Origin of the sequence: Streptomyces sp. NPDC093064 (assembly GCF_044754605.1) — a bacterium.
Lineage (GTDB): Bacteria > Actinomycetota > Actinomycetes > Streptomycetales > Streptomycetaceae > Streptomyces.
This window is the reverse complement of the sequence record NZ_JBIVPK010000004.1, coordinates 285,348-311,615: the sequence shown is the minus strand read 5'-3', so window position 1 is coordinate 311,615 and position 26,268 is coordinate 285,348. Positions and strand designations below refer to the sequence as shown.

Here is a 26,268-nt window from a genome sequence, read left to right as displayed (position 1 = left end):
GTGATGTGCGGCCGGCGCCCAGCCGGCGGCCGGTCCGTGCCCCGGCTGGCGGGGCGGCGGCAGCGGTGAACCCACTGCGTGCTGCATCCGGTGCGACTCCGTCTCGTACGGGGCAATTGGCGCCGGCAGCGGGTCCGAGCCCCGCCGCCTACCGAACGGTACCGTCCCCGGCCGCCATATGGTGAACGGCCGGGCGCGGTCCGAAGTGCCCGTCGCGGCAGGCAGAACGGGGCGGATGCCGCTCGGTGGGACTTACTGCCCGACCTCGCCGTACGCGGCGATCAGCACGGCCGGGTCGGGGCCCTCCAGGACGGTGGGCTTGGCGAGGCCGTCCAGGACGATGAAGCGCAACAGGTCGCCGCGGGACTTCTTGTCGACCTTCATCGTCTCCAGCAGCTTGGGCCACTGGTCGTAGCGGTAGTGCAGCGGCAGGCCCACCGATTCGAGGATCGTACGGTGGCGGTCGGCCGTGGCGTCGTCCAACCGGCCTGCCAGACGGCCGAGTTCGGCGGCGAAGTGCATGCCGACGGCGACCGCGGCGCCGTGCCGCCACTTGTACCGCTCGTTCTTCTCGATCGCGTGGCCCAGCGTGTGGCCGTAGTTGAGGATCTCCCGCAGGCCCGACTCCTTCAGGTCGGCGGAGACGACGTCCGCCTTGACCCTGATGGACCGCTCGACGAGCTCGGCAGTGTGCGGGCCGGCCGGGGTGCGGGCGGCCTCGGGGTCGGACTCGATCAGGTCGAGGATCACCGGGTCGGCGATGAAGCCGGCCTTGATGACCTCTGCGAGCCCGGAGACGTAGTCGTTGACCGGGAGGGAGTCCAGCGCGGCCAGGTCGCACAGCACGCCCGCGGGCGGGTGGAAGGCGCCCACGAGGTTCTTGCCCTCGGCGGTGTTGATGCCGGTCTTGCCGCCGACGGCCGCGTCCACCATGGCCAGCACGGTGGTCGGGACGGCGATCCAGCGCACCCCGCGCAGCCAGGTCGCGGCCACGAATCCGGCCAGGTCGGTGGTGGCGCCGCCGCCCACGCCCACGATGACGTCGGTGCGGGTGAACCCGCACTGGCCGAGCGCCTTCCAGCAGTAGGCGGCGACCTCCGCGGTCTTGGCCTCCTCCGCGTTCGGCACCTGGATGGCGACGGCCTCGTAGCCCTGCTCGGCCAGGTCGGCGCGGAGCGCGTCCCCGGTCTCGGCGAGCGCCTCGGGGTGGATCACGGCGACCCGTTTGGCCTTCTCGCCGACCAGGCCGGTGAGTTCACCGAGGAGCCGGCGGCCCACCAGGACGTCGTACGCCTCGGTGCCGGCCGTGCCGGCGATGTGGATCCGCGTGACCGACTCGCTCATACTTCCTTCAACTCCAGTGCGTCCAGGGCGGCTTGGGTGACCTCTTCGGGGGTGCGCCCGTCGGTCGGCACGACCGCGGTGGCGACCTCCTCGTACAGGTGCCGCCGGGCCTCCATCAACTCGCGCCACTGCTTGCGCGGGTTCACGGCGAGCAGCGGGCGGGCCACGTTCAGGCCGGTGCGCCTGACGGCCTCCTCGACGTCCATCGACAGGTACAGGACCGGCAGTCGGGCGATCAGCGCCCGTGTGTCCGGGTCCAGGATCGCGCCGCCGCCGAGGGCCAGTACGCCGTCGTGCCCGGCGAGCGCCCGGCGCACCGCCTCCTTCTCGACGGCGCGGAAGAACGGCTCGCCCTCGTCGACGAAGATCTCGGCGATGGTGCGGCCCTGCTCCGCGACGATGTCGTCGTCGACGTCCCGGTAGGCGATCCCGAGGCGGTCGGCCAGCATCCGCCCGACGGTGGACTTGCCGACGCCCATGGGTCCGACCAGGACGACGACCGGCTCGGCGCTCACCGGATCGCCAGGTTCTCGAGGTAGGACCGCACGTTGCGGCGGGTCTCGGGCACGCTGTCGCCGCCGAACTTCTCCGCGACGGCGTCGGCGAGGACGAGGGCCACCATGGCCTCGGCCACGATGCCGGCGGCCGGCACCGCGCACACGTCGGAGCGCTGGTGGTGGGCCTGCGCGGACTCGCCGGTGGAGACGTCCACGGTCCGCAGGGCGCGCGGTACGGTCGCGATCGGCTTCATCGCGGCGCGCACCCGCAGCAGCTCGCCCGTGGTCAGCCCGCCCTCGGTGCCGCCGGAGCGGCCCGTGGCGCGCCGGATGCCCTCGTCGGTGGTGACGATCTCGTCGTGGGCCTGGGAGCCGGGCACCCGCGCCAGGTCGAAGCCGTCGCCGACCTCGACGCCCTTGATCGCCTGGATGCCCATGAGCGCGGCCGCGAGCCGGGCGTCGAGCCGCCGGTCCCAGTGCACGTGGGAGCCCAGTCCCACCGGCACGCCGTACGCCAGCACCTCCACCACGCCGCCGAGCGTGTCGCCGTCCTTGTGGGCCTGGTCGATCTCCGCGACCATCGCCTTGGAGGCGTCCGCGTCCAGGCAGCGCACCGGGTCCGCGTCCAGCTTCTCCACGTCCGCCGGGGTCGGGTACACGCCGTAGGGCGCCTTGGCCGCGGCCAGCTCGACGACGTGGCTGACGATCTCGATGCCGGCGGTCTCCTTCAGGTACGACCGGGCCACGGCGCCCAGCGCGACACGGGCCGCGGTCTCGCGCGCGGAGGCCCGCTCCAGCACCGGCCGGGCCTCGTCGAAGCCGTACTTCTGCATGCCCGCCAGATCGGCGTGCCCGGGCCGGGGCCGGGTCAGCGGCGCGTTGCGCGCGAGCTCGGCCAGTTCCGCCGGGTCGACCGGGTCGGCGGCCATGACCTTCTCCCACTTGGGCCACTCGGTGTTGCCCACCATGATCGCCACGGGGGAGCCGATGGTGAGGCCGTGCCGGACGCCGCCGAGGAAGGTGACCTCGTCCCGCTCGAACTTCATCCGGGCACCGCGTCCATAGCCCAGGCGCCGCCGTGCGAGGTGGTCCGCCACCATCTCCGTGGTGATGGGCACGCCGGCGGGAAGGCCCTCCAGCGTGGCGACGAGTGCGGGGCCGTGGGACTCCCCCGCGGTCAGCCAGCGCAACCTGCTCAACGGTGCTCCTCATGCTCGCGCCTGGAACTGCGACGGCGCGACCGGGTGCGCGGCCCTGGCCCGCCACCTCCGATCCTCCCACGTCCGGACACCGGCCCCGGTCGCCGGTCCAGCAGTCGGACGCCCGGCGCACAGGCCCGCCCCGCGGCACCGGCATGTCACGCACTCCCGTCGGCCCGTCACGGGCAGACGGCGAGTGAGCCATCCGGGCCGCGAGGGCCGGCGCTCCTGCGCCGGAGCGGATGCTCCCTGGTCAGCGGGCCGCGAGGGCCTTCTCGCCCGCTGCGCGCATGGCGTGCAGGGGGGCCGGGCTGTGGCCCGTCATCTGTTCGACCTGGAGGACCGCCTGGTGCACGAGCAGGTCGAGGCCGCCGACGACGGCGCCGCCGGCCATGGACCAGCGGGCCGCCAGCGGCGTGGGCCACGGGTCGTAGAGGACGTCGAAGAGGGTGGTGGGCCGTCCGGGTACGGCGTCGGCGAGCGCGTCCGTCGTTCCGGCCGGGGTGGTGGCGATCACCAGCGGTGCCTCCAGGGCCCGCGCGGCGTCCGCCCAGTCCGCCGTGCGGACCTCGACGTCCAGCCGCTCACCCCACTCCCGCATCTCGGCCGCGCGGGCGCCGCTGCGGACGTAGGCGACGACCTCGCCGGTGCAGACACGGGCGAGCGCGGCCAGCGCGGAGGAGGCGGTGGCGCCGGCGCCGAGGATCGCCGCCGAGCCGACCTGCTCGATGCCGTGCTCGCGCAGGGCCGCGACCATGCCCGGCACGTCGGTGTTGTCCCCGACCCGGCGGCCGTCCGCGGTGAACACGACCGTGTTGACCGCCTCGACGGAGGCGGCGGTGTCGCTGATCTCGTCGAGCAGCGGGATGACCGTCCGCTTCAGCGGCATGGTCAGCGACAGCCCGGCCCACTCGGGTCCCAGACCCTCGAAGAACGAGGGCAGGCCTGCCTCGTCGATCTCGAACCGTTCGTACGACCAGTTCGCGAGCCCCAGCTCCGCGTACGCCGCCCGGTGCAGCACCGGGGAAAGCGAGTGGGCGATCGGCGAACCGAGCACAGCCGCCCGACGGGCGTCAGTGGCCCTTGGTGGCATCGAACTTGTCCTTGAGCTTGAGGAATTCGGCATACGTCTTGGCGAACTCGGTCTTGTGCATGCCGTCGGTCGCCACGAAATAGATCCAGCCGTCCCCGGTCGGATTCAATGCCGCCTTCAGTGCGTCGTCGCCGGGGTTTCCGATCGGACCGGGCGGAAGGCCCTTGTGGGTGTACGTGTTGTACGGGTCCTGATTGCTGTTGATCTCTTTTTCGCTGATGTGGATGTTGCTCTGGCCCTTCAGGTAATTGAAGGTCGAGTCGAACTGGAGCAACTGGTTCGTCTCGGTGTTGGTCGACTTCAGGCGGTTGTAGATCACTTCCGCCATCTTGCGGAAGTCGTCGTGCGTCTTGCCCTCGGCCTGGACCAGGCTCGCGACCGTGACGAGCTGGAACGGGTCGTCCAGGTTCAGTTCCTTCGCCTTGTCGGCGAGCTTGTACCGGATGTAGGCCTCGTCGGCCTGCTTGACCATTTCCTTCAGGACCGCCTCGGGCTTCATGCCCTTGGCCGCGGCATACGTGCCCGGGTAGAGGAAGCCCTCCAGCGGATCCATGATCTGGCTGTTGTTCTGGGCCCACTTGGGCAGGCCGAGGTCCTTGTACTGCTTCGCGGCGATCTTCTGCGTGGTACCGGCGGCCAGTGCCAGCCGCTTGTCGATGTCCTCGTAGACCAGGGCATTGCGTTCGCCCGGTTTGACCAGGACATTACTCTGGCTCTTGGGGTCGAGCATCATGGTGACTGCGCTCGCCGCGGACATCTGCTTCTTCAGCAGATAGGCGCCCGCCTGGATCTGCCCCCCATTGGGAACCTGCGACTGCGCCGCCACGAAGGCGTCGACGCTCTTGACCACGCCCGCCGCCTTCAGCGCCCGGCCGATGTCGTAGCCGCCCGCGCCCTTGGGGATTTCGACGGTCACCATCTCGTTGATTCCGTCGCCCGCGTAGTCCGGGGCTGCGCCGAAACGATCCTGGTAGAACTGGTAGCCGTAGTAGACGACTCCGGCCGTACCTCCGCCGAACACCAGGGCGACCACCAGGCAGGCACAGCCGCTGCGGCGCTTCTTGTCCTTGCCCTTGCCGCCGCGGCCCTTGCGGTCGCCCCGCCCCCGGCCCTCGTTCGGATCGTCGCCGTCTTCGTCGTCCTCGCCGTCACCCGCGAAGAACGCGTGGTCTTCCTGGACGGCCTCGGGATCCGGGTCCCAGTCCGGCCGCGGCTCCGGCTCGGCGCGCCGGCGGCTCGGCGGCTCCGGCGGCGGGTAGGCCTCGGGGGTGCCGTACGGATCGGGCTGCTGCGCGCCGTAGGCCGCGGCCTGCTGGCCGTACGGGTCGGCCGGGTCTCCGGGGTAGGCCGGCTGCTGCTGCCCGCCGGCGCCGTCCCATCCGCCCTGGCCGTAGCCCTGCTGCTGGGGGTGTGCCCCGTACCGAGGGTCGTACTGCTGCTGACCCTGCTGACCGTGGTGCTGCTGACCCTGCGGGTCGTAGTGCTGCCGACCCTGCGGGTCGTAGTGCTGCTGACCCTGGTTGCCGTAGGGCTGCTGCTGGTACTGCCCGTCGTAGCCGGGCTGCTGCTGACCCCACTGCGGCTGCTGCGGATGGTGCTGCGGCCCACCCCCGTAGGGGGACTGCGGGCCGCCGTGGGCCTGCTGTCCTCCCCATCCGCCGTCCCCGTACAACGGGTCCTCCGGATGCCACGGTTCGGGGCCTGGACCCCGGCCATACTCAGTCATCGATCCCCTAGAGCCGCGAGGCGGCGGTCACACGGCTGTGTGCCCCGGCTTCCGTTCCGCCTCTTTCTGTGCGTCGTCTGTTCGAACGCAGGCGCATCGCGCGGAACGTTACCGTATCGCGATCAGATGACCACTTCGACGCCCTCGCCGGGTACTTTCCCTGACGCTCGTTCGGATTCGAGGGCTTGCTGGAGGATGATGACGGCCGCGGCCTGGTCGATCACGGAGCGTCCCTTCTTGGATTTCACCCCGGAGGCGCGCAGTCCCTGACTGGCCGTCACCGTGGTCATCCGCTCGTCCACCAGGCGGACCGGCACCGGGGCGATGCCCTTGGCCAGCTCGCCGGCGAAGGCGCGGACCTTGACCGCGGCCGGGCCCTCGCCCCCCTTGAGGGAGCGCGGGAGGCCGACGACGACCTCGATCGGCTCGTACTCCGCGACGAGTTGCCTGAGCCGGCGGTGTGCCGCGGGGACGTCCCGGCCGGGGACCGTCTCCACCGGGGTGGCGAGGATCCCGTCGGGGTCGCACGAGGCGACCCCGATCCGGGCGTCCCCGACGTCGATCGCGAGCCGACGTCCTCTGCGCATCGCTTCGGCCGCCCTACTTCGCCGTCTCGGCCACGAGCCGCTCCACGGCGTCCACGGCCTCGCCGACGGCGGCCGGGTTCTGTCCGCCGCCCTGGGCGACGTCCGGCTTGCCGCCACCGCCGCCGCCGAGGGTCTTGGCGGCCGTGCGGACCAGGTCGCCGGCCTTCAGGCCGCGCTCGCGGGCGGCCTCGTTGGTGGCGATCACCGTGAGCGGCTTGCCGTTGTTCACCGTGAACAGGGCGACCACGGCGGCCCGGCCGCCCTGGATCCGGCCGCGCACGTCGAGCACCAGCTTGCGCAGGTCGTCCGGCGTGGTGCCGTCGGGGACCCGGCCGGTGACGACGGCCACACCGCGGACGTCCTTGGCGGACTCGGCGAGACCGGCGGCGGCCTGGAGCACCTTCTCGGCGCGGAACTTCTCGATCTCCTTCTCGGCGTCCTTCAGCTTGCCGAGCATGGCGGAGACCTTCTCCGGCAGCTCCTCGGGACGGCCCTTGATCAGCTCCTGGAGCTGGGCGACGACCGTGTGCTCACGGGCGAGGAAGTTGTAGGCGTCCACACCGACCAGGGCCTCGATACGGCGCACACCGGAGCCGATCGACGACTCGCCGAGCAGCTTCACCAGGCCCAGCTGGGCGGTGTTGTGCACGTGGGTGCCGCCACACAGCTCCTTGGAGAAGTCACCGATGGTCACCACGCGCACGCGCTCGCCGTACTTCTCGCCGAACTCGGCGATGGCGCCCTGCTTCTTGGCCTCGTCGATGCCCATGACCTCGGCGTGCACGTCCAGATCGCGGGCGAGCACCTCGTTGATCTTCTGCTCGACGTCGGTCATCACGGCCGTCGGGACGGCGGACGGGGAGCCGAAGTCGAAGCGGAAGCGGCCGGGCTGGTTCTCGGAGCCGGCCTGGGCGGCCGTCGGACCGAGGGCGTCGCGCAGGGCCTGGTGGGTCAGGTGCGTGGCGGAGTGGGCGCGGGCGATGGCCTTGCGGCGGCGGAAGTCGATCGACGCGTGGGCCTTGGCGCCGACGGTGACCTCGCCGACCTGGACGACGCCCTTGTGGACGTACACGCCCGGGACCGGCTTCTGGCAGTCGCGGACCTCGATGACGGCGCCGGAGTCGACCTTGATACGGCCGGTGTCGCCGATCTGACCGCCGCCCTCGGCGTAGAAGGGGGTGCGGTCGAGGACGATCTCGACCTCGTCGCCCTCGGTGGCGGCCGGGGAGGAGGCGCCGTCGACGAGGATGCCGACGATCGTGGACTCGCCCTCGGTGTCGGTGTAGCCGATGAAGTCGGTCTCGCCGGCGGAGTCGGCGATCTCACGGTAGGCACCGAGGTCGGCGTGGCCGGTCTTCTTGGCCTGGGCGTCGGCCTTGGCCCGCTCCCGCTGCTCCTTCATCAGGCGGCGGAAGCCGTCCTCGTCCACGGACAGGCCCTGCTCGGCGGCCATCTCCAGGGTGAGGTCGATCGGGAAGCCCCAGGTGTCGTGGAGCAGGAAGGCCTTGTCGCCGGAGAGGACCGTGCCACCGGTCTGCTTGGTCTCGGTGACGGCGGTGTCGAGGATGTTGGTGCCGGCCTTCAGCGTCTTGAGGAAGGCGACCTCCTCGGCGAGGGCGACCTTCTCGATCCGCTCGCGGTCGGTGATCAGCTCGGGGTACTGCTGCCCCATCGTGCCGATCACCACGTCGACCAGGTCCTTGACGACCGGACCGGTGGCGCCCAGCAGGCGCATGTTGCGGATGGCGCGGCGCATGATGCGGCGCAGGACGTAGCCACGGCCCTCGTTGCCGGGGGTGACGCCGTCGCCGATGAGCATGGTGGCGGTGCGCATGTGGTCGGTGACCACACGCAGCGACACGTCCGAGTCGTGGGCGGCGCCGTAGGCGACACCGGTGAGCTCGGTGGCCTTGTCGATGACGGCCAGGGAGGTGTCGATCTCGTACATGTTCTGCACGCCCTGCAGAATCATGGCGAGCCGCTCCAGGCCGAGCCCGGTGTCGATGTTCTGGCTCGGCAGGTCGCCGAGGATCTCGAAGTTGTCCTTGCCGGTGCCCTCGCCGCGCTCGTACTGCATGAAGACGAGGTTCCAGATCTCCACGTACCGCTCGTCGTTGACGGCGGGGCCGCCCGCGGCGCCGAACTCGGGGCCGCGGTCGTAGTTGATCTCGGAGCAGGGGCCGCACGGGCCGGGAACGCCCATGGACCAGAAGTTGTCCTTCTTGCCCAGCCGCTGGATGCGCTCCTTGGGCACGCCGACGACCTCGTGCCAGATCCGCTCGGCCTCGTCGTCGTCCTGGTAGACGGTGATCCAGAGCTTCTCCGGCTCCAGGCCGTAACCGCCCTTGTCCTGGGGCGTGGTGAGCAGCTCCCAGGCGAGCTTGACGGCGCCTTCCTTGAAGTAGTCGCCGAAGGAGAAGTTGCCGCACATCTGGAAGAAGGTGCCGTGCCGGGTGGTCTTGCCGACCTCTTCGATGTCGGGCGTGCGCACGCACTTCTGCACGCTGGTGGCGCGCGGGAAGGGCGGCTTGACCTCACCCAGGAAGTAGGGCTTGAAGGGCACCATGCCGGCCGGGACGAGGAGCAGAGTCGGGTCGTCCGCGATGAGCGACGCCGAAGGGACGACGGTGTGCCCGCGCTCCTCGAAGAAGCTCAGCCAGCGGCGGCGGATCTCAGCCGACTCCATCAGTGGTCCTCATTCCGGTTGTACGAGTACGTCGTGTAGGGGTGTTCCGAGGACGCCGGGCCCTCGACGTACTTCGGGTGATTGCGGTTCTCGATGGCGGTGTACCGCCTGGACGGGGGCAGTTCCGGGTCGACCGGGGCGTTCAGTCCCAGTGCCTCGCCGAGTTCGGCCTCCCGCTGGTCCATGTTGTCGCGGACGTCGAGCGCGAAGCCGAGGGCGCGGTCCTTGAGCCGGTGACCCGCCTCAATCGCCTTGGTCGCCGCCGTCGCGGCGAGGCTCTCGGGGGTCAGCTGCCTGAGTTTGCGGTTGACCTTGGTGGTGGCCCACACCCCGGCGGCAACACCGGTGGTGAACCAGAACGTACGGCGGAACATCGCTAGTCCTTACTTCTCCCGGTTGTTCCGCTTCCCCCGCCGTGCGGCCGGGACGGTGCGGCCCACGATCACGGTACGCCTCGACGTCTTGCCGGGCGCGTCCTCCTTGCGGCCGCCGAGCGCCCGGCGCACGCCGTAGCCGAAGGCCGCGACCTTGACCAGCGGACCGCCGAAGGTGGAGGCGACGGTGGTCGACAGCGCGGAGGCGTTGGACGTGACCTCCTGGACGTCGGAGGCGATCGCGTCGACGCGGTCGATCTGGCTCTGCGCGGAACGCACCGCCTGGGAGGCATCGGCCAGCAGCGGAACGGCCTGGTCGGTCACGTCCGCCACGAGCCGGGTGGTCGCCTTGAGCGTCTGGGCCAGCCTCACCAGTGCGACGGCGAGGAAGGAGACCAGGATCGCCCAGAAGACGGCCACCAGGATCCCGGCCACCTCTCCACCGGACACTGTGCGCACCCGCTCCCTGAAACATGCCTGTACATCGAGAAAGTCGTGCACCGAGCCTATCGCGCCGAGGGTGGGGCTCCGTACCGGATTTGGCGCGCGCGCCGGTGACATGAGCGAGCCCGCCGTCCCGCCCGCCCGGAAGGGCGGGGAGACGGCGGGCCGGGGTGGTGCAGTGGTGCTACGGCCTGCCGGTGATCAGCGGGCGTAGTACTCGACGACGAGCTGCTCGTCGCAGATCACCGGGATCTCCTTGCGGTTCGGCTCACGGTCCAGGCGGAACGCCAGGGCCTTGAGGTTCACCTGGAGGTAGCGCGGGGTCTCGCCGTCGGGGGCGAAGCCACCCTCGCGGGCGACCTGGAAGAGGGTCTTCTCGCGGCTGCGCTCGCGGACCTGGACCACGTCGTCGGGACGGACCTGGAAGGACGGCTTGTCGACCTTCTTGCCGTTGACCTGGACGTGGCCGTGGACGACCATCTGGCGGGCCTGGTAGATCGTGCGGGCGATGCCCGAACGCAGCACCAGGGCGTCAAGACGCTTCTCGAGGTCGATGACGAGGGCTTCACCGGTCTTCATCGACGTCTTGGCGGCACGCTCGTAGGCGCGGACGAGCTGGCGCTCGCTGATGTCGTACTGAGCGCGCAGACGCTGCTTCTCCAGCAGACGGACCTTGTAGTCCGAGTTCTGCTTGCGGCCACGGCCGTGCTCACCCGGCGGGTAGGGGCGCGCCTCGAAGTACTTGACGGCCTTCGGGGTCAGCGCGATGCCGAGGGCACGCGACTTCTTGACCTTGGGGCGGGACTGGTTCGCCATGAACCAAACACCTCGTTTTTTTCTGTGCGAATACGGCTTCACCAGGGTTAGGGGAGGTCGCATCCGCAGCCGGGGAAACCCCTCGGATCCCTGTCGGGCCCGATGGGCAGCCGCTCCCCTGGTCTGGGCACATACGTGCAGCACGCGAGTGGCCCACCGACCGTTCCCGGAGCTCCGGGTGGTGGTGGGCTGCCCGCGACACCGTTCGACGGTGCGCGACGCTCCTGGATCCCCGCCGTCCTGGAACGGCGGAGTTCCGGCTGAATGTCCCGCTCTGGTGGCGCCGGTTCCCCTTTCGGGGTTCCGGACACGGAACTCAGCGCTTCCAGGCAGTCTACAGGGCGGTCAGGGCCGCTTCCGACCGAGGTGCTTGCGGGTCCACTCCACCGCGTCCGCGTACCGCGCCTCGGCGCCGTGCCGGCCCGGGGTGTAGTACTCGCGGTCCTTCAGGGCGTCCGGCGCGTACTGCTGGGCGGCGATGCCCTCGGGCAGGTCGTGCGGGTAGACGTACCCCTGCGCGTGGCCGAGCTTGGCCGCGCCCTTGTAGTGCCCGTCCCGCAGATGGGGCGGGACCGGTCCGGCCTGTCCCTTGCGCACGTCGTCCAGGGCGGCGCCGATCGCCGTGGTCGCCGAGTTGGACTTGGGGGCGAGGGCCAGGGCGATGGTGGCGTGGCTGAGGGTCAGGGCGGCCTCGGGGAAGCCGATCATGGCGACGGCCTGGGCGGCGGCGACCGCCGTAGGCAGCGCGTGCGGGTCGGCCAGACCGATGTCCTCACTGGCGGAGATCATCAGGCGGCGGGCGATGAACCGGGGGTCCTCGCCGGCCTCGATCATCCGGGCCAGGTAGTGCAGGGCGGCGTCGACGTCGGAGCCGCGGATGGACTTGATCAGGGCGCTGGCGACGTCGTAGTGCTGGTCGCCGTCGCGGTCGTACTTCACCGCGGCCCGGTCGACGGTCTCCTCGAGGGTGGTCAGGCCGATCTCGCTCTCGCCCTTGTCGAGGGCGGCCCCGGCGGCGGCCTCCAGGGCGGTCAGGGCGCGGCGGGCGTCGCCTCCGGCGATGCGCAGCAGATGGCTCTCGGTGTCCTCGGGGAGGCCGACGGCCGATCTCAGGCCGCGCTCGTCGGTGAGCGCGCGGCGGAGCAGACCGCGCACGTCGTCGTCGGTGAGCGGTTCGAGGGTGAGCAGGAGCGAGCGGGAGAGCAGCGGGGAGATCACCGAGAAGTACGGGTTCTCCGTGGTGGCCGCGATCAGGGTCACCCAGCGGTTCTCGACCGCCGGGAGCAGGGAGTCCTGCTGGGCCTTGCTGAAACGGTGGATCTCGTCCAGGAAGAGGACGGTCTCCTGGCCGTACCCGCCGGAGGCGCGGCGGGCGCCGTCGATGACCGCGCGGACCTCCTTGACGCCCGCGGTGATCGCCGACAGCTCCACGAAGCGCTTGTTGGTGGCCTTGGAGACCACGTAGGCCAGGGTGGTCTTGCCGGTGCCGGGCGGGCCCCACAGGATCACCGAGGAGGGTCCCGCAGGGCCGCCCGCGCCCTCGCCGACCAGCCGGCGCAGCGGGGAGCCGGGCTTGAGCAGGTGCTGCTGGCCCACCACCTCGTCGAGGGTGCGCGGGCGCATCCGGACCGCCAGGGGACTCGCGGCCGGGTCCTTCTCCTGGCGTTCTTCACTTGCGGCGGTGAACAGGTCGGGCTCCACGCTGAAACCCTATGGCACACCGCCGACAACGTGGCCGGACGGTGGATCACCGGCTCCGGCTCAGGCCCAGAGGCTGGTGCCCCAGCGGGTCAGGATCAGCATGACGATGACACCGCAGTGCGTGACCGGCAGCACCCAGGTGAACTCGGTGAGGAAGTTCTTCACCGGGCGCGGGGCGAGCAGGAAGTCGTTGCGGATGTTGAAGGAGGTCACGTACCAGAACATGACGATCGTGGCCACCCAGGCCAGCGAGCACCACAGGCACAGTGCGTTGATGCGGTACAGCGACTGGAACTGGAGCCAGGTGACGAAGCAGACGCCGAAGAGCGTGCCGAAGTTGAACGTCAGCCAGTACCAGCGCGGGAAGGTGGTGCGGGCGAGCAGGCTCATGCCGACGCAGATGACGATGCCGTAGGCGACCAGACCCAGGAGCGGGTTGGGGAACCCGAAGACGGTGGCCTGCTTGCTCTCCATGACGCTGCCGCAGGACACGATCGGGTTGAGGCTGCAGCTCGGGGTGAAGGTCTTGCCGCTGAGCTTGCCCTCGAGGATCTTCTGCTTGTCGATCGTGATGATCCACGCGGCGAGCAGACCGGCCGCTCCGGTGATCACCAGCAGCAGTGCGAAGGCGCGGCTGCCGCCCACCGTCCGCGGCGCGGTCACCGCGCGCTCCGGCTCGGGCTCCGCGGAGACGCGTTTGACTGTCGTCTTGCTCATCACGCCGATTCCGTCACTTGTGAGTTGAACCTTCTTCGGGCAGGGCCATTGTGCCGCACGTGCGTGTGTGAACACCGTCAGGTGGCGACACGGAGGTGTGCACGGCCGTACCCGAACGTTCGGTTCCGGACGATGCTCGGACCATGACGCGAAACGAACTCGCGGTGGACGTACGGGGGCTGCGCAAGCAGTACGGGGACGTCACCGCGGTCGACGGAATGGATCTGGCGATCAAGAAGGGCGAGGTCCTGGGGCTGCTCGGGCCCAACGGCGCGGGCAAGAGCACCACGGTGGAGATCATCCAGGGCCACCGCTCACGGGACGCGGGCGAGGTCTCGGTCCTGGGGGCGGACCCGGCGAGCGCCACGCGTGCGTGGCGCTCGCGCGTCGGAATCGTCTGGCAGGACGAATCGGCGCCCGCCGAGTTGACGGTCCGCGAGACCGTGCGGCACTTCGCCCGGTACTACCCCCGGCCGCGCGACCCGGAGGAGGTCATCGCCCTGGTGGGTCTGGAGGCGAAGGCGGGGAGCCGGATCAAGGCGCTGTCGGGCGGCCAGCGGCGCCGGCTGGACGTGGCCCTGGGTGTGATCGGCGGCCCCGAGCTGCTGCTCCTGGACGAGCCGACGACCGGTTTCGACCCGGCGGCCCGGCGCCGGTTCTGGGCGCTGATCCGCACGCTCGCCCAGGAGGGCACGACGATCCTGCTGACCACGCACTACCTGGAGGAGGCGGAGGCCCTCGCGGACCGGCTGGCGGTGGTCGCCCAGGGCCGGATCGTCGCCGAGGGCACCTCCCGCGAGCTGCGGGAACGGCACGCCACCGGCGCCACCGTCGAGTGGATGGACCCCGACGGCACCCCGCGCACCGAGCACACCGGGACCCCCACCAGGACCGTCGCCGACCTGATGCGCCGCTTCGACGGCGAGATACCGGGCCTGCGGGTCAGCCGCCCCACGCTGGAGGACGTCTATCTCCGGCTGACCGGACAGGAGGACGCGTGATGACCTCGACCGCCGGACGGACCCGCGCCGGGACGGCGGCCGCGCGGCTGCCCGGGGCGTGGGGCATCGGACTGCACCGGGGCGCCCTGGAGATCAGGCAGTTCTTCCGGCAGCGTGAGCAGGTGGTGTTCACCTTCGCCTTCCCGGTGGTGTTCCTGTTCCTGTTCGCGTCGATCTTCCGCGACGACGTCAGCGGCACCGGCGTCACCGCTTCGCAGCTCTACGTCCCCTCGATGCTGGCCTCGGGCATCATGTCGACCAGCTTCCAGTCCCTGGGCATATCGATCGCGGTCGAACGGGACGAGAAGGCGCTGCGCCGGCTGCGCGGGACACCGATGCCGCCGACGGCGTACTTCCTGGGGAAAATCTGGCTGGTTCTGTTCACCGGCGTGCTGGAGACGGCGATCCTGCTGCTCGTCGGCACCACGCTGTACGGCGTCCGGCTGCCCTCGGACGCGACCCGCTGGTTCCACTTCGCCTGGATCTTCGTGCTCGGCCTGACCGGGTGCGCGCTGCTCGGCATCGCGATCAGTTCGGTGCCCCGGTCGGCGAGGAGTGCCGGCTCGGTGGTCGTCCTGCCGTTCCTGGTGCTCCAGTTCATCTCGGGGGTCTACATCCTGATCGACGCCCTCCCCGGCTGGATGCTGAACGTCGGCGCCCTCTTCCCGCTGAAGTGGCTGTGCCAGGGCCTGCGCGGGGTGTTCCTGCCGGACTCGGCGCAGGTGCTGGAGCACGCGGGGAGCTGGGAGTTCGGGCGGATCGCCCTGGTGCTCGCGGCCTGGTGCGCCGGCGGACTGGTGCTGTGCCTGCTGACGTTCCGCTGGAAGGACCGGCGGGCGGGCTGAAGCGGGACCCTGGGCCGGGACGGCAAAGGGCGCCGGTGCCCGGACGAGCACCGGCGCCCTTGCGTGAGGGTCGTCAGCCGAGGCGGGATTCCAGTTCCGCGACGATCTCGTTGACGGCGATCGCCGTCTGCTCTCCGGACTCCATCTCCTTGAGCTGGACGACGCCGTCGGCGAGGTCGCGTTCGCCGGCGACGAGCGCGAAGCGGGCACCGGACCGGTTGGCCGCCTTCATGGCGGCCTTGAGGCCCTTGTGGCCGTAGGAGAAGTCGGCGGCGATGCCCACCTTGCGCAGTTCGGAGACCTTCGCGAACAGCACCCGGCGTGCCTCCTCGCCGAGCGGGACCGCGAACACGCTGGTGCTCGACGGGAGCTGGAGCTCGACTCCCTCCGCCTCCAGGGCCAGGACCGTACGGTCCACGCCCAGCGCCCAGCCCACCGACGGCAGCGCGGGGCCGCCGATCATCTCGGACAGGCCGTCGTACCGGCCGCCGCCGCCCACCGCGGACTGGGAACCGAGCCCGTCGTGCACGAACTCGAAGGTGGTGCGGGTGTAGTAGTCGAGTCCGCGGACCAGCTTGGCGTCGTCCTCGAAGGCGACCCCCTGGGCCTCCAGCAGCGCCCGCACTTCCTCGTGGTACGCCTTGCAGCCGTCGCACAGGTAGTCGCGCAGCAGCGGGACGCCCGTCAGCTGCTTCTGCACCGACTCCCGCTTGTCGTCCAGGACGCGCAGGGGGTTGATCTCGATCCGGGCGCGGGTGTCCTCGTCCAGGTCCAGGCCGCGCAGGAAGTCCTGGAGGGCGGCCCGGTAGACCGGACGGCACACCTTGTCGCCCAGGCTGTTGAGCAGGATGCGGAAGTTGCTCAGGCCCAGCGAACGGTAGGCCTGGTCGGCCAGGATGATCAGCTCGGCGTCGAGCGCCGGGTCCTCCGCCCCGATCGCCTCCGCGCCGACCTGCGAGAAGTGGCGGTAACGGCCCTTCTGGGGGCGCTCGTAGCGGTAGTAGGAACCGGAGTACCACAGCTTGACCGGCAGGTTGCCGGCCTTGTGGAGGTTGGCCTCCAGGGCGGCGCGGAGTACGGAGGCGGTGCCCTCGGGGCGCAGGGCGAGCTTGTCGCCGCCCTTGGTCTCGAAGGCGTACATCTCCTTGGTCACGATGTCGGTGGACTCGCCGACGCCGCGCGCGAACAGCTCCACGTTCTCGAAGCCGGGGGTCTCGATGTAGCCGTAGCCGGAGTTGCGCAGCGGGGCGGCGATCGCCTCGCGGACCGCCAGGTACTTCGCGGAGTCCGGCGGGATCAGGTCGTACGTGCCCTTGGGGGCCTTGAAGGTGCTCACGGAAGGTCTCTCGTCACATTCCTCGTCGGGGAGCGTCGTCCAGGCCCGCTCCCGGGCCGGCGGCCACCTGCCGCAGATAGGGATTGGTGGCGCGCTCCCGGCCGATGGTCGTCTGGGGGCCGTGGCCGGACAGCACCACGGTCGAGTCGTCGAGCGGCAGGCACACGCGGGCCAGCGAGTCGAGCATCTCGGCCGTGTCACCGCCGGGCAGGTCGGTGCGTCCGATGGAGCCGGCGAACAGCAGATCCCCGGAGAAGAAGACCGGCGGGATGTCCGCGGCCCCGGGCATCCGGAAGGTCACCGACCCCTTGGTATGGCCGGGCGCGTGCGCGACGGAGAACTCCAGGCCGGCCAGTTTCAGTTCGGCGCCGTCGGCCAGTTCCTGGACGTCGTCCGGCTCCCCCACGGTCAGCTCGCCCATCAGCGGCATGCCGATGGAACGGCCGAGCGCCTTCTCGGGGTCGCTCATCATGTACCGGTCGGCCGGGTGGATCCAGGCCGGTACGTCGTGCGCGCCGCACACCGGGACGACCGAGGCCACGTGGTCGATGTGGCCGTGGGTGAGGACGACGGCGACGGGCTTGAGCCGATGCTTCTTCAGCGTTTCCTCGACGCCTTGGGCGGCCTGGTGGCCGGGGTCGATGATCACGCACTCCTCACCGGCGGCGGGGGCGACGAGGTAGCAGTTCGTCCCCCAGGCCCCGGCGGGGAACCCGGCAATGAGCACGATCGTCCTTCGTTGTGTCGATTACGGGCGGCTAAAGCTGTTGTCAGAGCCTACCGGCGCTGCCGGATCCTCAGCTAACCCATATACGGTACGGGCACACGCGGGTGGCGCCTCGGGCGACGCACCCGTACCGGTGGACACACGAGACGCATGAGGAGAGAACGCGGTGGTCAGCCAGGATCAGCGGCGGCGTCAGCTCGCCCGGGAGAAGTTCTTGCGGCAGCAGCAGCGGCGCACCGCCGCACGGCGCAAGGCACGCGTACGCACCTCCGTGATCGCGTCGGTGCTGGGCGTGGTCCTGATCGGCAGTGTCGCGCTGTACACGACCGGGGTGCTGAAGAACGGAAACGACAACAAGGCCAACGCGAGCGCCGAGGTCACCCCCAGCGCCTCGGCCACCAGCAAGGCGCCGGACCCGTGCGCGAAGCCGGCGGCGGGCTCGGTGAAGAAGCTGAGCTGGGCCAAGGAACCGGCGATGGCGATCGACAAGTCGGCGAAGTACACGATGAAGCTCGACACCACGTGCGGCGAGATTGACCTGGACCTGAAGGCCTCCGCGGCGCCGCACACCGTGAACTCCTTCGACTTCCTGGTCGGCAAGGGCTACCTCGACCACACCAAGTGCCACCGGCTTACCGCGGAGGGCATCTACGTCCTGCAGTGCGGCGACCCTGAGGGTACGGGCCGGGGCGGTCCCGGGTACACGATTCCCGACGAGAACCTCAAGGACAAAAGCCTGAAGGGCGACGTCTATCCGGCGGGCACCGTGGCGATGGCGAACACGTCGCAGCCGAACAGCGGCGGCAGCCAGTTCTTCCTGGTGTACCAGGACAGCCCTCTTCCGCCCAGCTACACCCCGTTCGGCACCATCTCCGCATCGGGTATGAAGGTGCTGAAGAAGATCGCGGACGCCGGCGCCCAGCCCGCCGATCCGCAGACGGGCAACACCGCCCCGAACGCGACCGTGGTGATCAACAAGGCGACGGTGACGAAGTCCTGACGGCAGCGGCGACCGGCTGGGAAATTTCGGTCGCGCTGGATGCGGACAGGTCACCCGCCGGTCGCCTATGTTGGCGGTGACGAAACTGTGGACGATGCCCGGGGGAGCTTCGAGGCCCTCCGCAGGCATCATGTGGAGGAGGCGCTGTGAGCAGCGACCCGTGGGGCCGCGTCGACGAGACGGGGACCGTGTACGTGCGTACGGCCGATGGCGAGCAGGTCGTCGGTTCCTGGCAGGCCGGCTCCCCTGAGGAGGCGCTGGCCTACTTCGAGCGCAAGTACGAGGGCCTGGTTGTCGAGATCGGCCTCCTCGAGAAGCGAGTGCAGACCACCGACCTGTCGGCGAAGGACGCCCAGGCCGCCGTCGGCCATCTGCGGGAGCAGGTCGACGCGCACCATGCGGTGGGCGACCTGGCCGCGCTGCGTGTCCGCCTGGACAAGCTGGTCGAGACGGTCGAGGCACGCCGTGAGGAGCGCAAGGCGCAGCGCGCCCGGCAGGCGGACGATGCCCGGCACGCCAAGGAGGCGCTGGTCACGGAGGCCGAGGAGCTGGCCCGTTCCGATCAGTGGCGGGCGGCCGGGGAGCGGCTGCGCGCGCTGGTGGACACCTGGAAGGGGCTGCCGCGCCTGGACCGCAAGTCCGACGACGAGTTGTGGCACCGCTTCTCGCACGCCCGGTCGGCGTTCTCCAAGCGGCGCAAGGCGCACTTCGCGCAGCTGGACGCGCAGCGCGAGGACGCACGCAAGGCCAAGGAGCGGCTGGTCGCCGAGGCGGAGGCGCTGTCGGGCTCGACGGACTGGGGCCTCACCTCGGCCCGCTACCGCGAGCTGATGACGGAGTGGAAGGCCGCCGGCCGTGCCCAGCGCGAGCACGAGGACGATCTCTGGAACCGCTTCCGCGGTGCCCAGGACGTCTTCTTCGCCGCCCGCAGCTCGGTGTTCGCCGAGCGGGACGCCGAGCAGGCGGAGAACCTGAAGCTGAAGGAGGAGCTGGCCGGCGAGGCCGAGAAGCTCCTGCCGATCACGGACCTGAAGGCCGCTCGCGCCGCCTTCCGCTCGATCAACGAGCGCTGGGAGACCATCGGCCATGTGCCGCGCGACGCCCGTCCGCGGGTGGAGGGCCGGATGCACACGGTCGACCGGGCCATCCAGGAGGCCGAGGAGGCCGAGTGGCGCCGGACGAACCCGGAGGCGCGGGCCCGTGCCGAGGGTCTGACCGGTCAGCTCCAGGCCGCCGTGGACAAGCTGAGGGGGCAGATCGAGCAGGCCCGCGCCCAGGGCAACACGTCCAGGGCCGACAAGCTCGAGAAGGAGCTGGAGGGCCGCCAGGCACTCCTGGACCAGGCCCTGAAGGGCCTCCAGGAGTTCGGCGGCTGAATCCAGGTCCGCCTGGTCCGCCTGGATCCGGACGCTTCCACTGACGGCTGAGGGCCCCCGTAGCGCCTACGGGGGCCCTCAGCCGTTGTCTGGACTTGTCTTTCCCTGTACGTGTCCGGGTGTCCGGCGGCGGCTACGCCCGGCTGCGCGCCGACGTGACCCGGTAGACGTCGTAGACGCCCTCCACGCCCCGTACGGCCTTCAGGACATGCCCCAGGTGCTTGGGGTCGCCCATCTCGAAGGTGAAGCGGGAGGTGGCGACGCGGTCGCGAGAGGTCTGGACGGCCGCGGAGAGGATGTTGACGTGCTGGTCGGACAGGACGCGTGTGACGTCCGAGAGCAGACGGGAGCGGTCCAGTGCCTCGACCTGGATGGCGACCAGGAAGACCGAGGACTGGGTGGGCGCCCACTCGACGTCGAGGATCCGCTCCGGCTCACGCGACAGCGAGTCCACGTTGACGCAGTCACTGCGGTGAACCGATACACCACTGCCCCGCGTGACGAAGCCGATGATCGGGTCGCCGGGGACCGGAGTGCAGCAGCGGGCCAGCTTGACCCACACGTCGTCGACGCCCTTGACGACGACACCGGGGTCGGCGCTGGAGCGACGCTTGCGGGAGCGCCCGCGCGAGGGCGGCACGCTCTCGTCGATCTCCTCGGTGGCCGCCTCCTCGCCGCCGAGCGCCTGCACCAGTTTCTGCACGATGTTCGGCGCGGAGACGTGCCCCTCGCCGATCGCCGCGTACAGCGCGGAGATGTCCGAGTAGCGCATCTCGTGCGCGAGGGTGACCAGTGAGTCGCCGGTCAGGATGCGCTGGATCGGCAGGTTCTGCTTGCGCATCGCGCGGACGATGGCGTCCTTGCCCTGCTCGATCGCCTCGTCCCGGCGCTCCTTGGAGAACCAGGCCCGGATCTTGTTGCGCGCCCGCGGGGACTTGACGAAGCCGAGCCAGTCGCGGGAGGGGCCGGCGCCGGCCGCCTTGGACGTGAAGACCTCCACCAGGTCGCCGTTGTCCAGGGTCGACTCCAACGGGACGAGCCGGCCGTTGACGCGTGCCCCAATGGTGCGGTGGCCGACCTCGGTGTGGACGGCGTACGCGAAGTCCACCGGGGTGGCGCCGGCCGGGAGCGCTATGACGTCGCCCTTGGGCGTGAAGACGAAGACCTCGTTGCGGGACAGGTCGAAGCGCAGCGACTCCAGGAACTCGCCGGGGTCCTCGGTCTCCTTCTGCCAGTCCAGCAACTGCCGCAGCCACGCCATGTCGTTGATGGCGCCCGCGTCCTTGCCGGCCTTGCCGGCGGGCTTCGGCGCGTCGGTACGGACCTTGGAGGCGCCGGCGACGGCCTCCTGCTTGTACTTCCAGTGGGCGGCGATGCCGTACTCGGCGCGGCGGTGCATGTCGAAGGTGCGGATCTGCAGCTCGACCGGCTTGCCGTTGGGGCCGATGACCGTCGTGTGCAGCGACTGGTACATGTTGAACTTGGGCATCGCGATGTAGTCCTTGAACCGGCCGGGGACCGGGTTCCATCGCGCGTGCACGGTGCCGAGGGCGGCGTAGCAGTCGCGGACCGTGTCGACCAGGACACGGATGCCCACCAGGTCGTAGATCTCCGCGAAGTCACGGCCGCGGACGATCATCTTCTGGTAGACGCTGTAGTAGTGCTTGGGCCGGCCGGTGACGGTGGCCTTGATGCGCGCGGCGCGCAGGTCGGCCTGGACCTCGTCGGTCACGATGGCCAGGTACTCGTCGCGCTTGGGGGCACGCTCGGCGACGAGGCGGACGATCTCGTCGTACATCTTGGGGTAGAGGATCGCGAAGGCGAGGTCCTCCAGCTCCCACTTGATGGTGTTCATGCCCAGCCGGTGGGCGAGCGGGGCGTAGATCTCGAGCGTCTCGCGGGCCTTCTTCTCCTGCTTCTCGCGCTTGAGGTAGCGCATCGTGCGCATGTTGTGCAGGCGGTCGGCGAGCTTGATGACCAGGACGCGGGGGTCCTTGGCCATGGCCACGACCATCTTGCGCACGGTCTCCGCCTGCGCGGCCTCGCCGAACTTGACCTTGTCCAGCTTGGTGACGCCGTCGACGAGCAGGGCGACGGTGTCGCCGAAGTCGCGGCGCAACTGGTCCAGGCCGTACTCGGTGTCCTCGACGGTGTCGTGCAGCAGCCCCGCCATCAGTGTGGCCGGGTCCATGCCGAGTTCGGCGAGGATGGTGGTCACGGCGAGCGGGTGCGTGATGTACGGGTCGCCGCTCTTGCGCTTCTGGCCGCGGTGCCAGCGCTCGGCGACCTGGTAGGCGCGCTCGATCTGGCGCAGGGTCGAGTTCTCGATCTTCGGATCGTTGCTGCGCACTATCCGCAGCAGCGGCTCCAGCACCGGGTTGTACGGGTTGGCGCGCTGCACGCCGAGACGGGCGAGGCGGGCTCGGACGCGGTTGGAGGAGCCGGAACGGCCGGGCTGGGCGACGGAGGGGCGCACGACGGGGGGCGGCGCGGGACGCTCGGACGGCGCCGGCTTGGGACGCGCGGCCTCGGTCGACTTGCCGACGGGGGCCGACTGGGCGTGCTCTGCCGTCCCACGCGTGTCGCTCTTCGCGTGCGGCGCGGGCTTCGCCGCGGACGCCGAGGCGGACTCGGGCTTTGCGGCGGTCAGTGGCTGGGCCTCGTCTGGCAAGAGGACTCCTCGTGCGCGATCCGGGTCCCCCGGTCAGGCTCCGGAGCCCCCATGGTAGCGATCCAGAGCTCCAGGATCCCCTCCAGCCCGATCGAAGGACCGTTTACGGGACGAACACACAAGACGGACACGAGATTCCGGTACCCACATTTCAAGCCCCCGCACAGCGGGGCGCCACCCGTGCACGGCGGGCGCAAAACCCCCGCCGGTGTCTGGGCAGAGGCCCGAACGGGGCCTCGGCGCAGGGGCGGAGCCCCACCCACCGAGACGGGCCGGTGTAGCCCGAAGGGCGCAGGGTGCGGAGACAGGCGATCGGCCGGGAAACCGGGGGCGTGGGGGCAAAGCCTCTGCCGGGGCCGGGGCGGAGCCCAGGACGCCCCTCCCCCACCGAGACGGGCAGGCGACCGGTAATCCGAAGGGCACAGGGTGCCGCGACGGCTGGTCGGCGGGAAACCCGGGGGTGCAGGGGGCAGAGCCCCCGCTGGGGTCTGGGGCGAAGCCCCAGGGACGGGACCCTCCTCACCCACCGAGACGGGTGGGCGGGGAGGCGCAGCCGGGGCGCAGCCCCGAAAAAAGGGGGCCTGGGGCAGCTGCCCCAGGCCCACCTTGGTCAGAGGCGGAGGAGCGCCTCCAGCGGCGCCCCCGACAGCGCCGGCTCCAACCGCGTCCGCCCACCGAGAAACCCGAGTTCCATCAGTACCGCCACACCGGCGACCTCGGCCCCCGCCCGCCGGATGAGCTGGATGGACGCCTCCGCGGTACCACCCGTCGCGAGCACGTCGTCGACGACCAGAACACGGTCCCCCGCGCTCAGATCCTCCGCGTGGACCTCGATCTCCGCCGAGCCGTACTCCAGGTCGTACGCCTGGCTCAGCGTTGCTCCGGGAAGCTTGCCCGCCTTGCGCACGGGGATGAAGCCGAGGCCCGCGCGGAGCGCGACCGGGGCGCCGAGGATGAAGCCGCGGGCCTCCAGGCCGACGACCTTCGTCGCCCCCTCCCGGGTGCCGACCTCCGCCAGCGCGTCCGTGAGGACGGTGAACGCCGCCGGATCCGCCAGGAGCGGGGTGATGTCCTTGAACATCACCCCCGGCGACGGATAGTCGGCCACATCACGGATGCGGCTGAGCAGCAGCTCCTGGACGTCGGTCATCGTCGCTTCCCCGAGGGTCGGCCGCGGCCCCGGCCGCGGGAGGCGGGCTGGTCGCGCGGGCCCACCACGGCTGGTGTGGCGTCCTCCAGGTCCTCCGGCTCGTCACCGGCGGTGACCCCGGCGGACTCCGCCTCCAGGGGCTCGCCCTGCGCCGCCGACTGCGCCCGCTTGGCGAGCACGCGCTTCTTGAGGGCCTTCATCTGCGGCTCGAGCTCCTTGAGATCGGCGACGAGCGGCGTGGCGATGAAGATCGAGGAGTACGCACCGGCCGCGAGGCCGACGAACAGCGACAGCGAGATGTCGTTCAGCATGCCCGCGCCGAGCACACCGCCGCCGATGAACAGCAGGCCCGCCACTGGCAGCAGCGCCACCACGGTGGTGTTGATGGAACGGATCAGCGTGCCGTTGATCGAGCGGTTCGCGATCTCGCTGTACGTCCAGCGGGTCTGCCGGGTGATGTCCTTCGTCTGCTCCTTGAGGCTGTCGAAGACGACGACCGTGTCGTAGAGCGAGTAACCGAGGATCGTCAGCAGACCGATCACCGTGCCCGGCGTGACCTCGAAGCCGACGAGGGCGTAGACGCCGGTGGTGATCGTCAGGTCGTGGATCAGCGCGACGAGCGCGGCCAGCGCCATACGCCACTCGAACGCGATCGCCAGGTAGATCACGACCAGGACCATGAAGATCCCCAGGCCCTGCCAGGCCTTGTTGGCGATCTGCTCACCCCAGCTGGGACCGACCAGGTCGGCGTTGATGTGCTCCGGATTGACCTTCAGGTCCTTGGCCAGAGCTTCCTTGATCTGGTCGGACTTGCCGGTCTCGATGCCGGCGATCTGGATGCGCAGGGTGCCGTCACCGAGCTTCTGCACGATCGACTCCGCGCCGGAGGAGGCGTCGTGGGCGTAGCTCTCCGCCTGGGCCACCGACGCGCTCATGTGCTTCGGCGTGGTGAAGACCGCTCCGCCCTGGAACTCGATGCCCATGTTCAGGCCACGCACCGCCAGGCCCAGGATGGCCGTGATGGTGATCAGGATGGAGATGCCGTACCAGATCTTGCGGTTCTTGATGAAGTCGTAGCCGACCTCGCCGTGGTGCAGTCGGGCGCCGAGGTTGCCGAGTTTGGACACCTCACGCCTCCTTCGTCTCGATGGGGGCGGAGGGACGGCGGGTGCGGCGCAGCGGAGGCTTGGCGCCCAGGCGCTTGGGATCCAGTCCCGACCAGCTGTGGCCACTCGCGAAGAACTTCCGACGGGCGAGAATCGTCATCAGCGGCTTGGTGAACAGGAAGATGACCACGACGTCGAGCAGGGTGGTCAGGCCGAGCGTGAAAGCGAAGCCCTGGACCTTGCCGACGGTGACGATGAAGAGCACCGCGGCGGCCAGGAACGACACGAAGTCGGAGACCAGGACGGTGCGTCGGGCCCGCGGCCAGCCGCGCTCGACGGCGGGGCGCAGCGAGCGGCCCTCTCGGATCTCGTCCCTTATGCGTTCGAAGAACACGATGAACGAGTCCGCTGTGATGCCGATGGCGACGATCGCGCCGCACACGGCCGGCAGGTTCAGCGCGAAGCCGATGGTCGGGCCGAGCAGCGACATGAGGGTGTACGTCAGCATCGCGGAGACCAACAGCGAAGTGATGGCGATCATCGCCAGACCGCGGTAGTACACCACCAGGTAGATCACGACCAGGGCCAGGCCGATGGCGCCCGCGATCAGACCGGCGTGCAACTGCTCGCCGCCGAGCGCGGCGGTCACGGTGGTGACGCTGTCCTCCTTGAAGGTCAGCGGCAGAGAGCCGTAGGACAGCATGTTGGCGAGGCTCTGAGCGGACTGCTGGTCGAAACTGCCCGAGATCTGGGCGTTGCCACCGGTGATGGCGCTGCGCACGTACGGGTCCGAGACCACGTCGCCGTCCAGGACGATGGCGAACTGGTTCTGCGGGGACTGGTTCTGAGCCAGCCTGCCGGTGATGTCCGCAAACTTCTTGCCGCCCTTGCTCGTGAAGTCGAGCTGGACGATCCAGCCGGAGGCACCCTGTGTGTCGAAGACCGCCTGCGCTTTGTCGACGTCGGTGCCGTCCACCTGGGCGGGGCCGAGCAGGTACTTCTGCCACTGGCCCTGCGAGTTCTGACCGCAGGCGACGGTCGACTCGGTGGGCAGCACGCCCTTGCCGGCGGTGGCGCGCACGTCCTGCTTGCTGCAGTCCAGGGCGGCGTACTGGGCCTGGAGCTTGCTGTTCGCGTCACCGGAGCCGCCGCTCGGGGACGGGGCGGCACTGGCGGGGGCCGACGGGCTCGCCGAGGCGTTCGGGCTGGCCGGTGAGCTGCTCGCGGACGGGGTGGCGTCCGCCTTGAGGGCGTCGGTGACCGGGCGGCCCTGCTTGGTCTCGCTCGCCGAGGGAGTCGTGGAGCCGGAGGGGGTCGCCTTGCCGGTGGACTTGTCGCTCGCCTTGTGGGAGGTGCTGGGCGACGGCTCGGCCGGGGCGGCGCCGCTGACGTCGGTGGCGAGGACCGGACGGAAGTACAGCTTCGCGGTGGTGCCGACCTGGTCCCGGGCCTGCTTGGAGTTGGTGCCCTTGGGGATGTTGACAATGATGTTGTCATTCCCCTGGGTCTGGACCTCGGCCTCCGACACACCGAGACCATTGACACGGCGTTCCATGATGTTGACGGCCGTGTCCATGTTGGCCTTGTTGATCGCGGATTCCTGACCGCGCTCCGGTACCGCCCGCAACGTGATGCTCGTACCGCCGGCCAGGTCGATGCCCAGACGCGGAGCGGTGTTGCCGGTGACGAACATGCCTCCGGTGAGCGCCACGATGGCGAACAGGATGAGGGCCAGCGAGCGCCCCGGCTTGCTCTGGGCGCTCGCACTGCGTCCCTTTTTGGATACAGCCACCTTTTAGCTACTCCCTCTCGGGCCGTCCCGCGCCGGGTGAGCTCGGCGACGGCCATCACATGGTGTCGGAATCCCGCGCG

General features: G+C 70.2%; 22 protein-coding genes. 4 read left to right on the top strand and 18 right to left on the bottom strand.

Features of this window, described 5'->3' with window-relative positions; genetic code table 11:
• Positions 1–252: 252 nt before the first annotated feature.
• The 12 genes from aroB to ACIQFZ_RS07860 form a co-directional block, all read right to left on the bottom strand.
• Complete coding sequence (aroB, locus tag ACIQFZ_RS07915) at positions 253–1,344, bottom strand: 3-dehydroquinate synthase (RefSeq protein WP_365426436.1); 1,092 nt, start codon at positions 1,342–1,344, stop codon at positions 253–255.
• Positions 1,341–1,859: a shikimate kinase gene (locus ACIQFZ_RS07910; RefSeq protein WP_141362772.1), complete on the bottom strand. Its 519-nt coding sequence runs from the start codon at positions 1,857–1,859 to the stop codon at positions 1,341–1,343. The genes aroB and ACIQFZ_RS07910 overlap by 4 nt, the downstream gene beginning before the upstream one ends.
• Positions 1,856–3,040 (bottom strand): chorismate synthase, encoded by a 1,185-nt coding sequence (gene aroC / locus ACIQFZ_RS07905; protein WP_365775558.1) that lies wholly within the window; start codon positions 3,038–3,040, stop codon positions 1,856–1,858. The genes ACIQFZ_RS07910 and aroC overlap by 4 nt, the downstream gene beginning before the upstream one ends.
• Positions 3,041–3,293: 253 nt before the next feature.
• Positions 3,294–4,133 carry a shikimate dehydrogenase gene (locus ACIQFZ_RS07900; protein WP_402690828.1) on the bottom strand — a complete coding sequence of 280 codons (840 nt, stop codon included), beginning with the start codon at positions 4,131–4,133 and terminating at the stop codon, positions 3,294–3,296.
• Positions 4,114–5,859 carry an endolytic transglycosylase MltG gene (gene mltG, locus ACIQFZ_RS07895; RefSeq protein WP_402690827.1) on the bottom strand — a complete coding sequence of 582 codons (1,746 nt, stop codon included), beginning with the start codon at positions 5,857–5,859 and terminating at the stop codon, positions 4,114–4,116. Before mltG ends, ACIQFZ_RS07900 begins: the two co-directional genes overlap by 20 nt.
• Before the next feature lie 122 nt (positions 5,860–5,981).
• Positions 5,982–6,446, bottom strand: coding sequence for a Holliday junction resolvase RuvX (gene ruvX, locus ACIQFZ_RS07890; RefSeq protein WP_365426449.1), 465 nt, complete (start codon positions 6,444–6,446; stop codon positions 5,982–5,984).
• Between the two features lie 13 nt (positions 6,447–6,459).
• Positions 6,460–9,132, bottom strand: coding sequence for an alanine--tRNA ligase (alaS, locus tag ACIQFZ_RS07885; RefSeq protein WP_402690826.1), 2,673 nt, complete (start codon positions 9,130–9,132; stop codon positions 6,460–6,462).
• The gene (locus ACIQFZ_RS07880) at positions 9,132–9,506 is read right to left on the bottom strand and encodes a hypothetical protein (protein WP_376398886.1); all 375 of its coding nucleotides are present in this window, start codon (positions 9,504–9,506) and stop codon (positions 9,132–9,134) included. Before ACIQFZ_RS07880 ends, alaS begins: the two co-directional genes overlap by 1 nt.
• Positions 9,507–9,515: 9 nt before the next feature.
• Complete coding sequence (locus ACIQFZ_RS07875; protein ID WP_376547976.1) at positions 9,516–9,965, bottom strand: DUF948 domain-containing protein; 450 nt, start codon at positions 9,963–9,965, stop codon at positions 9,516–9,518.
• 186 nt (positions 9,966–10,151) lie between these two features.
• Positions 10,152–10,766 (bottom strand): 30S ribosomal protein S4, encoded by a 615-nt coding sequence (rpsD, locus tag ACIQFZ_RS07870; RefSeq protein ID WP_365426458.1) that lies wholly within the window; start codon positions 10,764–10,766, stop codon positions 10,152–10,154.
• A 345-nt stretch (positions 10,767–11,111) separates the two neighbouring features.
• Positions 11,112–12,467 carry a replication-associated recombination protein A gene (locus tag ACIQFZ_RS07865; RefSeq protein WP_365426461.1) on the bottom strand — a complete coding sequence of 452 codons (1,356 nt, stop codon included), beginning with the start codon at positions 12,465–12,467 and terminating at the stop codon, positions 11,112–11,114.
• A gap of 60 nt (positions 12,468–12,527) precedes the next feature.
• Positions 12,528–13,184: a vitamin K epoxide reductase family protein gene (locus tag ACIQFZ_RS07860; RefSeq protein ID WP_402690825.1), complete on the bottom strand. Its 657-nt coding sequence runs from the start codon at positions 13,182–13,184 to the stop codon at positions 12,528–12,530.
• Between the two features lie 143 nt (positions 13,185–13,327).
• Between ACIQFZ_RS07860 and ACIQFZ_RS07855 the strand changes: the two genes are divergently transcribed.
• Both ACIQFZ_RS07855 and ACIQFZ_RS07850 read left to right on the top strand, forming a co-directional pair.
• Entirely contained in the window at positions 13,328–14,185 is an 858-nt protein-coding gene (locus tag ACIQFZ_RS07855; RefSeq protein WP_402690824.1) for an ABC transporter ATP-binding protein, read from the top strand.
• Complete coding sequence (locus tag ACIQFZ_RS07850) at positions 14,185–15,030, top strand: ABC transporter permease (protein ID WP_365424980.1); 846 nt, start codon at positions 14,185–14,187, stop codon at positions 15,028–15,030. Before ACIQFZ_RS07855 ends, ACIQFZ_RS07850 begins: the two co-directional genes overlap by 1 nt.
• A gap of 73 nt (positions 15,031–15,103) precedes the next feature.
• Here the strand turns inward: ACIQFZ_RS07850 and hisS are convergent, their stop codons facing one another.
• Both hisS and ACIQFZ_RS07840 read right to left on the bottom strand, forming a co-directional pair.
• Positions 15,104–16,366 (bottom strand): histidine--tRNA ligase, encoded by a 1,263-nt coding sequence (gene hisS / locus ACIQFZ_RS07845; protein WP_383059312.1) that lies wholly within the window; start codon positions 16,364–16,366, stop codon positions 15,104–15,106.
• 13 nt (positions 16,367–16,379) lie between these two features.
• Positions 16,380–17,093 carry an MBL fold metallo-hydrolase gene (locus ACIQFZ_RS07840; protein ID WP_383059311.1) on the bottom strand — a complete coding sequence of 238 codons (714 nt, stop codon included), beginning with the start codon at positions 17,091–17,093 and terminating at the stop codon, positions 16,380–16,382.
• 166 nt (positions 17,094–17,259) lie between these two features.
• Here ACIQFZ_RS07840 and ACIQFZ_RS07835 point away from each other — a divergent pair, with 166 nt between their 5' ends.
• Together ACIQFZ_RS07835 and ACIQFZ_RS07830 are read left to right on the top strand one after the other, a co-directional pair.
• Positions 17,260–18,093: a peptidylprolyl isomerase gene (locus ACIQFZ_RS07835; protein ID WP_365424976.1), complete on the top strand. Its 834-nt coding sequence runs from the start codon at positions 17,260–17,262 to the stop codon at positions 18,091–18,093.
• A gap of 146 nt (positions 18,094–18,239) precedes the next feature.
• Entirely contained in the window at positions 18,240–19,469 is a 1,230-nt protein-coding gene (locus ACIQFZ_RS07830; protein ID WP_365424974.1) for a DUF349 domain-containing protein, read from the top strand.
• A 133-nt stretch (positions 19,470–19,602) separates the two neighbouring features.
• Here ACIQFZ_RS07830 and relA read toward each other — a convergent pair whose 3' ends face one another.
• The 4 genes from relA to secD all read right to left on the bottom strand — a co-directional run bounded on the left by relA (position 19,603) and on the right by secD (position 26,188).
• Entirely contained in the window at positions 19,603–22,140 is a 2,538-nt protein-coding gene (gene relA, locus ACIQFZ_RS07825; RefSeq protein WP_383059309.1) for a GTP pyrophosphokinase, read from the bottom strand.
• A gap of 610 nt (positions 22,141–22,750) precedes the next feature.
• The gene (locus ACIQFZ_RS07820; protein WP_141362739.1) at positions 22,751–23,290 is read right to left on the bottom strand and encodes an adenine phosphoribosyltransferase; all 540 of its coding nucleotides are present in this window, start codon (positions 23,288–23,290) and stop codon (positions 22,751–22,753) included.
• Positions 23,287–24,417 (bottom strand): protein translocase subunit SecF, encoded by a 1,131-nt coding sequence (gene secF, locus ACIQFZ_RS07815; protein ID WP_365421868.1) that lies wholly within the window; start codon positions 24,415–24,417, stop codon positions 23,287–23,289. The genes ACIQFZ_RS07820 and secF overlap by 4 nt, the downstream gene beginning before the upstream one ends.
• A 1-nt stretch (position 24,418) precedes the next feature.
• Positions 24,419–26,188: a protein translocase subunit SecD gene (secD, locus tag ACIQFZ_RS07810; RefSeq protein WP_402690823.1), complete on the bottom strand. Its 1,770-nt coding sequence runs from the start codon at positions 26,186–26,188 to the stop codon at positions 24,419–24,421.
• Positions 26,189–26,268 lie beyond the last annotated feature (80 nt).

Coding starts and splice junctions, on each gene's coding strand:
- aroB (WP_365426436.1), bottom strand. CDS start 1,344: ATGAGCGAGTCGGTCACGCGGATCCACATCGCCGGCACGGCCGGCACC.
- ACIQFZ_RS07900 (WP_402690828.1), bottom strand. CDS start 4,133: ATGCCACCAAGGGCCACTGACGCCCGTCGGGCGGCTGTGCTCGGTTCG.
- mltG (WP_402690827.1), bottom strand. CDS start 5,859: ATGACTGAGTATGGCCGGGGTCCAGGCCCCGAACCGTGGCATCCGGAG.
- ruvX (WP_365426449.1), bottom strand. CDS start 6,446: ATGCGCAGAGGACGTCGGCTCGCGATCGACGTCGGGGACGCCCGGATC.
- alaS (WP_402690826.1), bottom strand. CDS start 9,132: ATGGAGTCGGCTGAGATCCGCCGCCGCTGGCTGAGCTTCTTCGAGGAG.
- ACIQFZ_RS07880 (WP_376398886.1), bottom strand. CDS start 9,506: ATGTTCCGCCGTACGTTCTGGTTCACCACCGGTGTTGCCGCCGGGGTG.
- rpsD (WP_365426458.1), bottom strand. CDS start 10,766: ATGGCGAACCAGTCCCGCCCCAAGGTCAAGAAGTCGCGTGCCCTCGGC.
- ACIQFZ_RS07860 (WP_402690825.1), bottom strand. CDS start 13,184: ATGAGCAAGACGACAGTCAAACGCGTCTCCGCGGAGCCCGAGCCGGAG.
- ACIQFZ_RS07855 (WP_402690824.1), top strand. CDS start 13,328: ATGACGCGAAACGAACTCGCGGTGGACGTACGGGGGCTGCGCAAGCAG.
- ACIQFZ_RS07850 (WP_365424980.1), top strand. CDS start 14,185: ATGACCTCGACCGCCGGACGGACCCGCGCCGGGACGGCGGCCGCGCGG.
- ACIQFZ_RS07820 (WP_141362739.1), bottom strand. CDS start 23,290: ATGACCGACGTCCAGGAGCTGCTGCTCAGCCGCATCCGTGATGTGGCC.